The sequence below is a fragment of the uncultured Winogradskyella sp. genome (genome assembly GCF_947501905.1).
In the GTDB taxonomy this organism is placed as follows: domain Bacteria; phylum Bacteroidota; class Bacteroidia; order Flavobacteriales; family Flavobacteriaceae; genus Winogradskyella.
This window is the reverse complement of the sequence record NZ_CANMXL010000002.1, coordinates 369,866-384,767: the sequence shown is the minus strand read 5'-3', so window position 1 is coordinate 384,767 and position 14,902 is coordinate 369,866. Positions and strand designations below refer to the sequence as shown.

Genomic DNA, 14,902 nt, shown 5'->3' with positions numbered 1-14,902 from the left:
CATAAAAAAAGGAACCAATATGGCTCCTTTTTTGTTTTAATCTTGATTCTTATATTTTTCAGAATACCGTTTCCAAAGTTTTGTTTGGTGAGACTCCAAGCTTAAGTTACGACCATCTATAAAAGCATGAGTAACAATATTAGTTCTCATATCTAAAGCATCACCTTCACTAATAAATAGTGTAGCGCTTTTGCCAGTTTCTAAAGTACCATACATGTTATCAATACCCATAATTTTAGCAGGGTTTTGTGTAATTAGTTGTAAGGCTTGTTCTTTAGTTAAACCATGAGCGACAGTTGTTCCTGCGTAGAAGGGTAAGTTACGTGAGTTCATACGCTCCATTTGGCCGCTTGGTTCTAGAGCGACTAAAACACCTGCGTCTACAAGAGCCTTAGCGTGTGCATAATTGTAATCATAATCTTCATCTTCTAGTAATGGTCTTGAGTGAACACGGTCTAAGAAGATAGATACATTATTGTTTTTAAGAAAGTTAGCAATATTAGAAGCTTGATAGCCACCGATAATAGTAATATTATTTATGCCTTGAGATTTTGCAAAGTTTACAGCATCTCTAATGTTCTTTTCTCCACTAACATTAATATACAAATGCTTAGAACCATCAAACAATCCAGCCATAGCTTCAAACGGTAAATTGCGTTCTTTTTTAGCACCTGCATTATGTGTTTTAGCTTCATTAAAATACATTTCGAGCTCTTTGACTTGTTTATCATAACCTTTATCTACTTTAAATCCAGGGTCTTCTCCAAGCCACCAACGTCCAGGACTAAAGTTACTTGGCCAATTGATATGAATACCATCGTCTGTTTTTACTGCTGCATCTTCCCAATTCCATGCATCATAATGTACAATAGACGATGTACCAGTAATGCGTCCGCCACGAGGAACAACTTGCCCTAAAAGCACACCGTTTGGTCTCATCGATTCTACAATCTTAGATTCGGCATTGTAAGCAATTATACTTCTAATATGCGGATTAAATGTACCAAGTTCGGATAAATCATTAGAGGCTTTTACAGCGTCAACTTCTACTAATCCTAATGTGCCGTTGGCAACAATAAAACCAGGATATATGTGTTTTCCTGAAGCTTGAATAACTTCCATGTCAGAAGTATTCATTTTCATTCTTGTTGCATCTCCAATGTTGGTTATTTTTCCGTTAGAAAATGTAATAATACTATTTTCTATAACCTCACCATTACCTATATGAGCAGTGGCCCCAACAATAGCAATAGCTTTAGTTTGCTTTGATGCTGGCGTTTGTTGCGCGTAGCTAATACTCACGGAGAGTAAAAAAGCTATGATATATATATAATTTTTCATTTTGATAAGTTTTAGTTTGATTAATAACCAGAATCCATAGAATCACAGTGTAATAATACTTTTTCTTTCTTCTTAATAGGTTGCGTTTTTAAACCTTTGTTTTTATCTTGAAGCATCAAATTTATGAGTTCACTTTTCTCTTTCTGAATTGCTTTTCTCATTTGCTTATCTTTTTCTAAATCAAAATACGTTACACCTTCAATAATTGTTTTCTCGGCTTTTGCATAAATTGAAAGAGGATGGTCACTCCATAATACAACATCTGCATCTTTCCCCACTTTTAAACTTCCAACACGATTATCTAAATGTAAAAGCTTCGCTGGATTTAGAGTTACAAATTTTAGAGCTTCTTCTTCGCTCACACCACCATATTTAATAGATTTTGCAGCTTCTTGATTTAAACGACGAGACATTTCGGCATCATCACTATTAATAGCAACAGTAACACCTGCATTGTGCATTATGGCTGCGTTATAAGGAATAGCATCATTAACTTCATATTTATAAGCCCACCAGTCACTAAATGTCGAACCACCAACACCATGCTCGGCCATTTTATCTGCGACTTTGTAACCTTCTAGAATATGGGTAAATGTATTAATTCTAAAGTTGAATTGCTCTGCTACTTTCATGAGCATATTAATTTCGCTTTGTACATAAGAGTGACAAGAAATAAAACGCTCACCATTTAAGATTTCGGCTAAAACTTCCATTTCTGTGTCCTTACGATACGATTTGCCACTTTTTTTAGCTTCATCGTAAGCTTTGGCTCTACTGAAATAATCAATAAATACTTGCTCGACACCCATTCGAGATTGTGGGAAACGCTCATTACGTCTTGCACGTGATTGTTTTACGTTTTCACCTAAAGCGAATTTTATAAACTTTGGAGAATTTTCATAAACATAATCATCTGCTGTTTCGCCCCATTTTAATTTAATAACAGCAGAACGTCCACCGATAGGATTTGCCGACCCGTGTAAAATCTGAATTGAAGTTACACCACCAGCAAGATTGCGGTATACATCGACATCTTCATCATCAATAACATCTTCAATCGTTACTTCGGCAGAAGAGTTATGTCCACCTTCGTTAATTGAGGCTGCAGCAATATGAGAATGCTCATCAATAATTCCTGGAGTGATATGTTTTCCAGTGGCATCAATAGTTTTAGCATTTCGGTCAGAAATGTCTTTGCCTATTCTTGCAATTTTTCCATTTTTAATTAGAACATCAGTATTTTGAAGAACACCTTCGTTTTCGTTAGTCCAAACGGTTGCATTTTTAAATAATAAAGCTTCTGCTTTTGGTTTTTCGGTAAAACCGTAAGCCAAATTCGGATAAGTTATAGGACTCATATAAGGCATTTCTTTTGAGGTTTCCTTTTTAGTTTTTTTAGTTTTTGCTATTTCTTCTTTTGAAGTTTTTTTAGCAAAAAATGAATATTCAGTACCGTTTGGCATAATTGCTTTACCACTTAAGTTATTAGTGTCAACTGTGTTTGCTGCTATACGCATAAACTCATTCTTTGTACTATCTGGAGTTTTAACTGTAAGATTTATCCAATCACCTGAGTAATTTGCCTTAGTACCTAAGCTTTTATCTCCAGACTCTAATTTTGCTTTTGCTTTACTTGTACTTCCGCTGATATTTAGTTTATAATCATTACCTGCTAATTTGAAACTATAGTCACCATCGATATCTTTTACATTCATATCTGCAATAATATGTTGCATGCCTTGTACCCAGTTTTCGTAAAGTTTAGTTTTGCTATCAAAAACATCACCAGATGTAATTAAAAAGTTAGCATAACTACCAGACTTTAATGATCCAAGCATATCTGATTTTCCTAATAATTGAGCAGGAATTGTCGTTAAAGCCTCTAATGCTTTCTGTTTTGAGAGTCCATTTTTAATGGCTTTCATTAAATTGCTTTTAAACGATTTTTTAGATTTTAAACCGTGAGTAGTTAAAGTGAATTTCACACCATTTTCAGCTAGCAATCTTGGGTTATGAGGTTCTTGATTCCATGCGCGCATGTCACTTAAAGTTAATATCGAAGCTAAGAATTGATTCTCCACATCGTAAGCCAATTTAAAGTTAATAGGAAGTATGATAGTTGCATTTGTGGCCTTAACTTCATCTAAACGCTCATATTCATCCCCACCGCCTACAATAACATATTGTACATTATACGCATCACCAACCTTATCTGCACGCATTAAATTTGCACGATTTCCAGCTTCAAAAATTTGTAACAAATTTTTATTTCCGTTTAAAGCTTCGAGCGACAAATCTTTGGTGTTTACATTTCCATCAGCGTACCATTTGGCATCATTATACATCTGACGTAAAAGGGCCATACTTCCCATGATTGAAGAGGGGTATGACTGACGTGATTTGACACTTTTTCTAAATGAGAAATTCTGAGTAGTTTCTCCATCAACTACACGAAGTGAGTTATCTGCATCATTATTTAGAGCTATTAAAGCACCTGTTCCACGAGAGATTCCGTCAGGGTAATGTGTGTTGACAACACCAAAACCTAGTTTGTGGAGTTCTGAAGCCGATTTTGCATCGTACTTAAAACTTGCCATTACATCTTGTTCTGGCATAATATGGTCATTCCAATAAAAACCACTTCGACTTGGACCATATGATGGTCCGTTACCACCACGTTTTGGTTTTGCCACACCAAAAGTAGTATGCAAGTCAATAAATGAAGGGTAAATTGATTTTCCAGATAAATCGACTTTAGTAGTGTTTTTTGGAAGACTAACAGATTTACCGACACTAACAACTTTGCCATCTTTTATGAGAAGTGTGCCGTTTGGAATAACTTCTGTCGGTGAAACATGAATTTTTGCATTTGTAAATGCCATGTAATTGGAATTGTTTGATTTTACTCCAGAATTACTAGGAAAATAATCTTGTGCAAATAACGAGAAACTGCACATGAGCATGAGCAGCCGTAAATAAGCTTTAATCATAAAAATAGTTGGTTAAATTAGATTTCTAAGATAAGACTTATACATAAATCTTAAATCTTATTAAGAGTTTTTAACGTTTTTACAATGGATTGTTATTGTAGTAGTTTACAAGTAATCCTACGATGTAGCTGTAACTTTTGATGCCTGAAGATTGATTGTTAGCTTTAAGAAATGTATCAAAGGTTTTTTCAAAGGCAGGTTCTAAAGGATTTTGATATGATTTCCAGAAATCTTGAACTTCTTTGTAGTTTTTAAGAATACCTTTATTGACAGTTTTTAAAATAGTCTTATAGCTGTTTGGGTCACGTTTATATATTTCTGAGAGGCAATAACGGAGTGCAAACGTATAACCAGAGTACTTAAAATAAATGTCATTATTATTTACCGATGCTAGCATTCCGATAAAATTAGCTTCGTTCTCAGCTGCATAGCCCAATTGATGGGCAACTTCGTGGCAAGAAGTTGTAGGGAACTTGTATACAGGAATCAATCCGTCAACTTGAGCTTCGTTTGTAAACGGATTTAAATAACCAGAGAATCCCATATAGGTTAATGCTGTACTGTATATTGATTTTTTTAAACTTTGAGGTTTATAAGCCAGATGCGGATATGTTTTTGAAAGCGTAAGGTATCCAGATTGTACTTTATTAAAAACTTCCCGTTTAGTATAAGGCAATTCAATTTTTAGAGAATCATCATCGCTAAGTTGTTTGTGAATGGTATTAGATTTTTCTATTAATCGTTCTGTAAAAGCAATTAATTGTTCAGTTGAATACTCAGCTTTAATACCAAAAGCTTTATGAAGTGGTTGCCTGTAATAGTTGTATCCCCAAAGTATATGAAAAGCAAAATATGCGATTGAAAGAACAGAAATTACATCTAAAAGCCAATTAATTGTGTCTTTATATATGTTTTTAAAATTAATGATAAACCATCTCGTCAAATAAACTCCAGCTAAAGTGTAGAGAGTATCACCAACGGAGAATGGTATCCAACCAAAAGAATAGCGCATTAATTTAGATAGGAATATATACAGTCCATTACTATAGAATTGTTCAACAAATTCTGGATAATACTTCAGAATATTAATGAGAATAATCTGAAACACTAAAAAAATAAGTAATGCCCTTTTTTTTGTAATACGCATATCTCAAAAATAGAAAATAGTTTTTGTTTGGTTACCTTTGACCGACTTAAAAAAGAGAAATATGAGTTCAGAAATAAGAGCTTTAGAGCCAAAAGCATTATGGAATAAATTTGCAGACTTAAATGAAGTACCAAGACCTTCAAAAAAAGAAGAACGCGTCATACAATTCATGAAAGACTTTGGTAAAAACTTGGGATTAGAAACAATTGAAGATGAAGTAGGTAATGTTATTATCCGTAAGCCAGCCACAAAAGGTATGGAAAATCGCAAGGCTATTGTGATGCAAAGTCACTTAGATATGGTGCATCAAAAAAATAATGATACTGTTTTTGATTTTGACGTTCAAGGTATCGACATGTTTGTAGATGGCGATTGGGTAAAGGCTAAAGGCACAACACTTGGTGCAGATAATGGGTTAGGAGTAGCTACAATAATGGCAATTTTAGAAAGCGATACTATAGCTCATCCTGCTTTAGAAGCCTTATTTACTATTGATGAAGAAACCGGTATGACAGGTGCTATGGGACTTAAAGGTGGTTTACTTAAAGGTGATATACTACTGAATTTAGATACCGAAGAAGATGATGAAATTGGTGTTGGTTGTGCAGGAGGAATAGATGTGACTGCTACCCGTGAATATAATGAAGAAGATACGCCAGAATTTAAGATAGGTTACACAATAACCGTAAAAGGCTTACAAGGCGGGCACTCAGGTATGCAAATCCATGAAGGCTTAGGCAATGCCAATAAATTAATGAACCGTCTATTGTTTGATGGTTTTGAAAACTTTGGTTTACGTATTTCTGAAATTGATGGTGGTAGTTTACGCAATGCAATTCCTCGCGAAAGTAAAGCCATTGTTGCTATCGATGCTATGCATGAAGATGCTTTTAATTTTGAAATAAAACAACTTTCTGAAACGATTAAGAAGGAATACAAAACTATGGAGCCAGATTTAGAAATTATTGTTTCTAAAACAGAAACTCCAGACAAGATTATGGATTTGGGTGTTCAAGAAGGTTTAACACGTGCTATTTACGCTGCTCTAAATGGCGTTTATAGAATGAGCCCAGATATTAAAGATTTAGTTGAAACTTCCAATAATATTGCGCGAGTTATTGTTAAAGAAGGTCATATTAAAATAGGTTGTCTAACACGAAGTTCTGTTGAGAGTTCCAAGCTAGATTTGGCAAATACATTGCGGTCTACCTTTGAATTAACAGGTTGTGAAGTTGAGTTTTCTGGAGATTATCCAGGTTGGGCACCAAATATGGATTCTGATATTCTAAAGGTAATGGTCCCAATCTACGAGCGACTTAATAATGGCGAAAAGCCTCATGTAGCAGCTTGTCATGCAGGATTAGAATGTGGAATTCTTGGACAAAATTATCCAGACATGGATATGATAAGTTTTGGACCAAACATTAAAGGGGCACACTCACCAGACGAACGTGCACAGATTTCTTCTACTCAGAAATACTGGAAGTTTGTTTTAGAGATTTTGAAGAATATTCCTGAGAAGAAATAAAATAAATAGACTATAAAAAAAAGCAGCTATTCGTCTTGAGTAGCTGCTTTTTTGTTTGTGTTATTTCAGACTATTTCTGAATATCTACCATTTCAATAATAAATGCCAAGTCTGTATTTGGTTGTACTACTGGAGGACGACCACTTTCGCCATAAGCTAAATGAGATGGGAAATAAAAGAAAGCTTTATCACCAACTCGCATTGTTGCTAGGGCTTCTTTAAAACCTCCAAATAAGTTTGCATCTGGGCTAACTTTCATTGGTGTAGGTGTATACATGTTACGTTGTACCTTTTGTGAATTAAGCATACCAAATTTTTCTTCAACTTCTTTTACATTACTGTCTAGTAGTTTTCCATCAGTAAAATAGCCTTGGTAATTAATCATAGCTGTTTGACCAGTTTTTGGTTTTGCGCCATTGCCTTTAGTAAGGTAATGTACTTTTAGACCAGACGCTAATGTTTTAGCTTTAGAGTTATAATCATCTAGAGTTGGTTTAAATTCTGAAGCTACTTTTGCTTTCTTTTCTTCCGCGATACGTTTAGCTTCTTCAGCTTTTTTAGTAGCTTCTTTTCTCAATTCTTTGAAGTTTTCTTCTACTTTAGGCATGTTTTCTTCAAATACCTTAGGCGCATCAAACTTTTTTGCATCTCTACCAATTCTTATGATATTAACTTTATTTATTAATACATCTACAACAGGCTTATTGTTTCTAGCTCTTGGGTCAATGACTTCGACATTGGATATAGAGTCCTGTACTTCCAGTCCTATAACAAGTTCTCCAAATACAGAATGACAACTAACTCCACGTTGATCACAAGGTTTTAAGTTTCCTTGCGCATCGTAGAAATCACCTCTTGGATATGGTCTTTCAGTAATAAAAAATTGACTTCCGTTTGTATTAATGCCTCCACCATTAGCCATAGATAAGATGCCTGGCTTGTCATGTTTTAAATCTGGGCTAAAGTCAGCAGCAAATTTATAACCAGGAGTTCCTCTCCCTGTACCTGTTGGGTCTCCACCTTGAATCATAAAGTTGTCCATAACGCGATGAAAAGTTACACCGTCATAAAATGGTTTTCCTTTGTACTGTTCTTCAGCTAAAGGATGATTGCCTTCTGATAATGCAACAAAATTGGCTACAGTTACAGGTACTTTGTCATAGTGTAGTTTAGCAACCATTGTACCTTTAGAAGTTATAATTTCTGCGTAAAGTCCGTCTTCAACATTATATTTAGGTTTTTTGCAGCTTGTTATAGATAACATTATTAGTGCTGGTAATAGGATATAAATTTTCTTAATCATTGTTTTGGGTTATTGTTTTTAAAGTTACGTTGCAAATTAGTGGCACATTAGTACCTATTCTATTATCATCACCATAATAGCCATATGCTTTTTGTGATGGAAATATAAAAGTGACATTTTCAGAAGCTTTCATTAGTTTCAAGCCTTCTCTAAGACCTGAGAATAGTTCTTCTTTATCCATAGTATAGTATTGTGTGCCTATCTCTTTTTTAGAATAAATTTCATGACCATCAAGGTCAGAAATATTAAAAGTATAGGCAATGCGATCACCAAACTTGGGTGTGATACTATCGTTTTCTACTTTAGAATTGTAGTGGTACCAAAAACCATTTTCGGAAGGCATAAAAGCTTTATCAGAAAAACTAGATATGACTTTCTGAATTTTTTCACGCTCTATCTTATTAAGTTCTTTGTTGCGTTCAACAGATTCTTTAATAAAAGAACCAGAATTGACAACTTCCGGCGGTCTTGCTTGTGGAGATTTGCAGCCCAAAAATAGATTAGCCAGAATAAGAATAAAAAGTAGGTTTTTCATTATACAAGTTGGCTTTTATATTCAGGCAATATAGCAATAAATTTTTCAACTGTAGCTTCAAGAGAAAGCTCACTACGACCACCCGCAGCGTTTGTGTGTCCACCGCCATTAAAGTGTGCCCGAGACATTTCGTTTACCGAAAGATTGCCTTTACTCCGTAATGAGATTTTAATAATACTTTCTTGGGTGTTTTCAATAAATATGGCTGCTAAAATTGTTTTATGAATTGATAGCGCATAATTAACAACAGCTTCTGTATCTCCTTTTTTATAGTTGAATTCATCCAACTCTGCTTGAGAAAGCGTTATATATGCTGTGTTATATTCGGGAATAACCTTTAAATTATGAAGCGCTCTACCTAAAAGTTGTAACCTATTATAGCTATTGGTGTCGTAAACTTGATTGTGAATTTCTGTGTTATCAGCACCTTTTTCAATAAGGTTAGAAATCACTTGATGGGTCCGACTTGTGGTAGATCTAAACCTAAAAGAACCTGTATCTGTCATAATGCCAACATAAATACATGTAGCAATATCTGCCGTGATTTTATCGGTATCATCAAGCATTTCAATAAAATTATATACCATTTCACCAGTTGAAGACATTTTAGCATCAGAATACATGTATGTTGCATAATCGTCTGGTGCTTGATGGTGGTCAATCATAATTTTTAATGATTGCGAAGCTTCTAAGACTTCAGCCATATCTTTACCTGTTCGGTGTAAAGCATTAAAGTCTAGAGTAAACATGATATCTGCTTCATTAATTAATTTTTCCGAAGCTTCACGTTCCGTTTCAAATTTTAAAACTGAAGACTCACCAGGCATCCATTTTAAAAAATTTGGATAATCATTTGGCGCAATAACTCTTACTTCATGATTGTATTGTTTTAAGTAGTGCATTAAAGCTAGAGTAGAGCCAATAGCATCGCCGTCTGGGTTTCTGTGCGGAATGATTACTATTTTTTTTGTCTCGCTAAGTAAGGCTTTTACTGCTTTGATATCTTCTGTTTTCATAACGGACGAATATACAATTTAATAACAAATCCTTGAAATGCTTTGTGTATAATTTAGCGAAGTTTTGTGTTGGAATTCTAAACCAATTTGATGCTTGCTTATTCTATAAAATAGCGTATTTTTGCACGCAAATTCACCAAGAGTTTTGGTGATAATTAAAAAAGAAAAATATGGCAACTAACAGAACATTTACAATGTTAAAGCCAGATGCTGTTGAAAAAGGACACATTGGCGCAATATTAGAAAAAATCAATGCTTCAGGTTTTAGAATCGTAGCAATGAAACTAACGCACATGACTAAGCAAGATGCTGAAGCATTTTATGCAGTACACAACGAAAGACCTTTCTTTGGTGAATTAATAGAGTATATGACACGTGGTCCTATTGTTGCGGCTATCTTAGAAAAAGACAATGCTGTTGAAGATTTTAGAGCTTTAATCGGTGCTACAAATCCTGCGGATGCTGCAGAAGGTACTATCCGTAAATTATATGCAGCTTCTATTGGAGAAAACGCTGTACATGGAAGTGATAGTGATGATAACGCTGCTATCGAAGGTGCTTTTCATTTCTCAGGTAGAGAAATGTTCTAAGACTTTTAAAGAAGTGATAACATAAAAAAAGCCGATGCATTTGCGTCGGCTTTTTAGTTTTACACTGTCATTCTTAACTTGTTTCAGAATCTCATAATTACGATTCACTAGCGAGCTTCTTTAAAATAGCAATCTGTCCCAAATGGTAGTGAGTATGTTCAATTAATCCGTTTAAGTTACGATAGTAATTTCCATATTTCTCATCTATAAATGGCTCAAAGATATTATCATCACTTAGTTTACTGACCTTATCAACTAATAGTTCAGCATTTTTTAAAACTTTAGTTTTGAAATCATCCCATGATTTTTCAGTATTAAACTCTGGTGCATCAAAACTGTATTTATCTCGGATTTCTAGTCCACCGCCTTCAAAAATAGGTAGTATGCCTTCTACATAATAATTAATATGAAATACTAAAACTGCAATGGTGTTACAATCCCTGATTTTATGATAAGCTTCTTTTAGGGTAATTGGTGTAATAGTGTCTTTTACATTAGACGCAGTCCAATTACCACCAAAAAAGACATCATTCAGGTGTTTTGATAGGTGTTGGATGTGAGACATGATTTATGTTATAATTCAAAAACTAAACCTTCTTTGGCAAAATTAAAACCTAAATTAATAACTTCTTTTTGAGCCTTTGAATTTTTTTGTAAAAGAGGATTTGTATGGTTAAAATGTATAAAATATACTTTAGACTTATCATTTGATTTCATGTTTTCAAGACGTTTAAAACTTTCTTCAACGAAAGGATGTGGTATCTCAGACATATCTCTATTTCCTACTTCACCATTTTTATAGAAAGTTGCGTCCAGGAATGCATAGTCAACTTTTTTAATTTCGTCTTCAATAGAAATCTGCCACTTCTCCCATTTATCAATATCAGGAATAAACAAAGCAGTCTTATTTGGGCCTTTAATCTTATAACCAACAGTCTCTGTATATTCTCCTCTGTGTGGTACGATAAATGGTGTAATTTTTAAGTTAGAATTTATAGAGACTTCAGTATTATTACTAATTGCTTTTAAATCTATATTTCCTAATTCAACTAATTGATTCCAAGGCCCATTAGAACTCAAATAATCAAACATTTTTGGCATTGAAAAAACTTGAATGTTTTTAGCGTTTATTGCTTCTCGACCTAGTTGCATTAAACCAGTGTAATGTCCTATATGAGCATGAGTTAAGAAGATGCCATTTGGTAATTGTATACTATTATTATCTATATATGATGATAGCTTTTTAATTTGAAATTTAATATCTGGAGTTGCTTCAAAAAGATAGGTTTTCTTTTCTTTAGGCTCTATGATACCGATACTAGTAACTAGAGTTGAATTTACATCATCCCATTTATCTACACAACAAGACTTTGTACATCCAATCTGAGGATAACCTGCGTCTTGAGAAGTGCCAAGAATTACTAATGACGTTTTTGATACAGTTTTAGTCCTAGGCAATTTTTCATTACTATCTCTTTTTTTATTACAAGTAGTAAGGAGTAGAAATAATAATAAGAAAGCGATTTTGTTAAACATAAGAAAGGTGTTTATATAAGCTAAATATAGAAAATATAAACACCTTTTATAAATTGTAGTTAGCTACTGATCCAAAGCCTCGTAGGTAGGATTTAGTAACACAGGCTTGCCAAAACCTAATTGCTCTAACTTATCTAATTGCGTAGCAGCATCACCAACGACTAAATAAATCATTTGGTCTGGACGTAGATATTTGCCTGCAAGTGATTTCATGTCTTCAACGGTAAGTGCTTTTACAATAGCTTCACGTTGCTTGGCATAATCATCTGTGAAACCTAAATCACTAATGTTTGAGAGCATACGTAATTTTGCGCTTAGTGTTTCAAAAGCTCTGGCATTACTTTTAATAGTGAAACCTTTAGTAACTTCTAAGTCAGTACTATCAAAGTCTTTAGCATAATTGTCTAAAATGTCTTTGATTAAAGCAGCAGATTCGTAAGTAACGTTACTTCGTACACCGCTAGAAATAGTAAAGCTTCCCGTATTTTCGTCTCCACTAAATCTTGAGCGGATGCCGTAAGTATAACCTTTACCTTCACGTAATTGTTGCGTTAGTTGTGATGCGAAACCACCACCACCTAAACGGTAATTCATAACCGTTGCAGCATAGTAATCGTCATCTGTTGCTTTTGGTGCAGGGTAACCAAAGCGAATTTGCGATTGTTTGGCATTTGGTACATCATAAAAATATACTGCTGCTTTTTCAGGAGCTTTAACCTCTGCTAATTTTGGTATGGTTACATCTTTTGCTTCCCATTTGGTATTAATAGTTTCTAAATTGGCAATGACTTTATCTTGAGAGATATCTCCAACAATATTTAACGATGCTAATTTTGGTGTTAGATTACTGTTGTAATAACCCTGTAAATCTTCAATAGTAATTGCATCTACAGATTTTTCTGTGCCTTGACTATTCTGTGCTAATATGTGGTCTTGTCCATACAATAGTTTAGCATATTCATTAGCCGCAATAGCATTTGGATTTGCCTTTTGACGTTGAATGCTAGATTTTACACTCTGTTTAATTAAATCAAATTCTTTTGCATCCCAACGAGGCTCAAGTAATATTTCAGAAACTAAAGCCATGGTTGCTTCATAGTTTTTAGACAAACAGCTTCCAGTAATAAATACCGCATCGTCAGTAGCAAATGTGTTAATACGTGCTCCAAGACTTTCAATTTCATTTTCTAACTGCTCTGGTGTTTTGTTTTTTGTGCCACGTGACATTAGGTCTGCCATGATATTAGAAACACCTATTTTATCTATGTTTTCTAAAAGCATTCCACCTTTAATTTTTAATTGAAATTGTACTAATGGCACTTCGTCATTTTCAATTCCTGAGACTTTAATGCCAGAACTAAGATTTTCTTTCCATACTTCAGGAACATTTACATTAGGGCTTTCGCCATATGGAGGTTCAATACTTCTGTCAAAGCTAGAAGCAGTTTTTTCATAGGTTGCAGCAATGGATGCATCAAAAGATTCTTCAGCACCTTCAACAATTTGTTCTTCGACTACTTCTGCTAATTCAGAATTCTCAAGAGCAAAGCTAGCTTGTCCTTTAGGAACAAAGCTCGTAGCGATATAGTTTTTATCTTTAATGTAGGTATTATAAACACGCATGACATCTTCAGGTGTTACGGCTAAAATGTTTTCAACATCTTTGGTAATAAAACCGGCATCACCTGCAAACATTTCGTATTGCGTCAATTGAGCACCTTTTCCTAAAACGCTAGATAAGCCAGAGTAGAAATTAGTTTCTTGACCAGCTTTAATGCGGTTTAAATCATCTTCTGAGATGCCATTAGTTTCAAAATCTGCAAATCCCTTGTTGATAGCTTTTGCTACATCATCTAATTCTACTTGATTAAAAGCAGTGACACTTAATTGTATTTGCCCTGAAATTTCAGAATTGTATTCGCCCATACCAACAAAACTTGTCAACTGTTTATCTTGAACTAGGACTTTATCAAGCGGTGCTTTTTTTCCGTTGGTTAAATATTGCGTCAATACACTTAGTGCATAAGAATCTTCATGATAATCAGGAACCCCAGGCCAAACCATTGTTAATCGAGGTGCACGTGCAAAATTATCTTCGTAATACAAATGTTTAGAAGCTTCTAAAACTGCAGATTGCTTGGCTAATGCTGGAATATCTTCACCTCTGGGAATTTCATCAAAATATTTCTTTATCCATTTTTTTGCTTGGGATTTATCAAAATCACCAGCAATAGTAAGTATCACATTATTAGGTACATACCAACGGTTAAAAAAGTCTTTGACATCTTGTAAAGTAGCATTTTGTAAATCTTCTAAAGAGCCAATAACTTGCCAGCTGTAAGGATGCCCTTTAGGATATAAATTTTTATCAATAACATATTGTGTATGACCGTAAGGTCTGTTATCTACAGATTGACGTTTTTCATTCTTTACGACTTGCTTTTCTTTTGCTAAAACGGGATCAGTAACTGTATTAATAAAGTAACCCAGCTTATCTGCTTCTGCCCAAATCATTTTTTCTAAAGCATCCTTAGGAACTGTTTGTAAATAATTTGTACGGTCTCTGTTAGTAGAACCATTAGCTCCAGAACCACCAATACGTGCACTCATTTTATCAAGCCCACCTTTACCAAGGTTTTCAGATTCTAAGAATAATAAGTGCTCAAATAAGTGCGCAAAACCAGTTCTACCTTCAATCTCTCTTGCTGATCCTACATGCGCAGTTAATGAAACTGCCACTACTGGGTCAGAGCGGTCGATATGAAATAAGACTTCGAGCCCATTATCCAAGGTGAATTTTTCGTAATCGACTTTTAATTCATTAGTTTTTTCTATCGTTTCATTTTTACAGCTAATTAAGCTAAGCGCTAAAATGAAAGCGATACTTACAAATCTGAATAATTTCATAAGTTGGTA

11 protein-coding genes are annotated in these 14,902 nt (G+C 34.3%); 2 read left to right on the top strand and 9 right to left on the bottom strand.

Annotated features, from left to right (window positions below):
- Window positions 1-36: 36 nt before the first annotated feature.
- The 3 genes from Q0770_RS05450 to Q0770_RS05440 all read right to left on the bottom strand — a co-directional run bounded on the left by Q0770_RS05450 (window position 37) and on the right by Q0770_RS05440 (window position 5,478).
- Window positions 37-1,341: an amidohydrolase family protein gene (locus Q0770_RS05450; RefSeq protein ID WP_299114832.1), complete on the bottom strand. Its 1,305-nt coding sequence runs from the start codon at window positions 1,339-1,341 to the stop codon at window positions 37-39.
- 20 nt (window positions 1,342-1,361) lie between these two features.
- Entirely contained in the window at window positions 1,362-4,331 is a 2,970-nt protein-coding gene (locus Q0770_RS05445; protein ID WP_299114830.1) for an amidohydrolase family protein, read from the bottom strand.
- A 79-nt stretch (window positions 4,332-4,410) separates the two neighbouring features.
- The gene (locus Q0770_RS05440; RefSeq protein ID WP_299114828.1) at window positions 4,411-5,478 is read right to left on the bottom strand and encodes a DUF3810 domain-containing protein; all 1,068 of its coding nucleotides are present in this window, start codon (window positions 5,476-5,478) and stop codon (window positions 4,411-4,413) included.
- A gap of 61 nt (window positions 5,479-5,539) precedes the next feature.
- On the opposite strand from Q0770_RS05440, the gene Q0770_RS05435 reads away from it, so the two are divergent.
- Window positions 5,540-7,006, top strand: a complete 1,467-nt coding sequence (locus Q0770_RS05435) for an aminoacyl-histidine dipeptidase (RefSeq protein WP_299114826.1) — start codon at window positions 5,540-5,542, stop codon at window positions 7,004-7,006.
- 70 nt (window positions 7,007-7,076) lie between these two features.
- On the opposite strand, the gene Q0770_RS05430 is transcribed toward Q0770_RS05435, so the two are convergent.
- Genes Q0770_RS05430 through Q0770_RS05420 form a run of 3 tightly spaced genes read right to left on the bottom strand, consistent with a single transcriptional unit; the run spans window position 7,077 to window position 9,860 of the window.
- Entirely contained in the window at window positions 7,077-8,309 is a 1,233-nt protein-coding gene (locus tag Q0770_RS05430; RefSeq protein ID WP_299114824.1) for a peptidylprolyl isomerase, read from the bottom strand.
- Complete coding sequence (gene gldI / locus Q0770_RS05425; RefSeq protein WP_299114822.1) at window positions 8,302-8,844, bottom strand: gliding motility-associated peptidyl-prolyl isomerase GldI; 543 nt, start codon at window positions 8,842-8,844, stop codon at window positions 8,302-8,304. The genes Q0770_RS05430 and gldI overlap by 8 nt, the downstream gene beginning before the upstream one ends.
- Window positions 8,844-9,860, bottom strand: coding sequence for a bifunctional oligoribonuclease/PAP phosphatase NrnA (locus Q0770_RS05420; RefSeq protein ID WP_299114821.1), 1,017 nt, complete (start codon window positions 9,858-9,860; stop codon window positions 8,844-8,846). The genes gldI and Q0770_RS05420 overlap by 1 nt, the downstream gene beginning before the upstream one ends.
- Window positions 9,861-10,030: 170 nt before the next feature.
- Here Q0770_RS05420 and Q0770_RS05415 point away from each other — a divergent pair, with 170 nt between their 5' ends.
- A complete protein-coding gene (locus tag Q0770_RS05415; protein ID WP_299114819.1) occupies window positions 10,031-10,450 on the top strand; it encodes a nucleoside-diphosphate kinase in 420 nt (139 codons plus the stop codon).
- A gap of 97 nt (window positions 10,451-10,547) precedes the next feature.
- Here the strand turns inward: Q0770_RS05415 and Q0770_RS05410 are convergent, their stop codons facing one another.
- From Q0770_RS05410 to Q0770_RS05400, 3 genes are all read right to left on the bottom strand, one after another.
- Window positions 10,548-11,015, bottom strand: coding sequence for a DUF1572 domain-containing protein (locus Q0770_RS05410; RefSeq protein ID WP_299114817.1), 468 nt, complete (start codon window positions 11,013-11,015; stop codon window positions 10,548-10,550).
- Between the two features lie 8 nt (window positions 11,016-11,023).
- Window positions 11,024-11,986, bottom strand: coding sequence for an MBL fold metallo-hydrolase (locus tag Q0770_RS05405; protein ID WP_299114815.1), 963 nt, complete (start codon window positions 11,984-11,986; stop codon window positions 11,024-11,026).
- A gap of 63 nt (window positions 11,987-12,049) precedes the next feature.
- Window positions 12,050-14,893: a pitrilysin family protein gene (locus Q0770_RS05400; RefSeq protein WP_299114813.1), complete on the bottom strand. Its 2,844-nt coding sequence runs from the start codon at window positions 14,891-14,893 to the stop codon at window positions 12,050-12,052.
- Window positions 14,894-14,902: the final 9 nt, after the last annotated feature.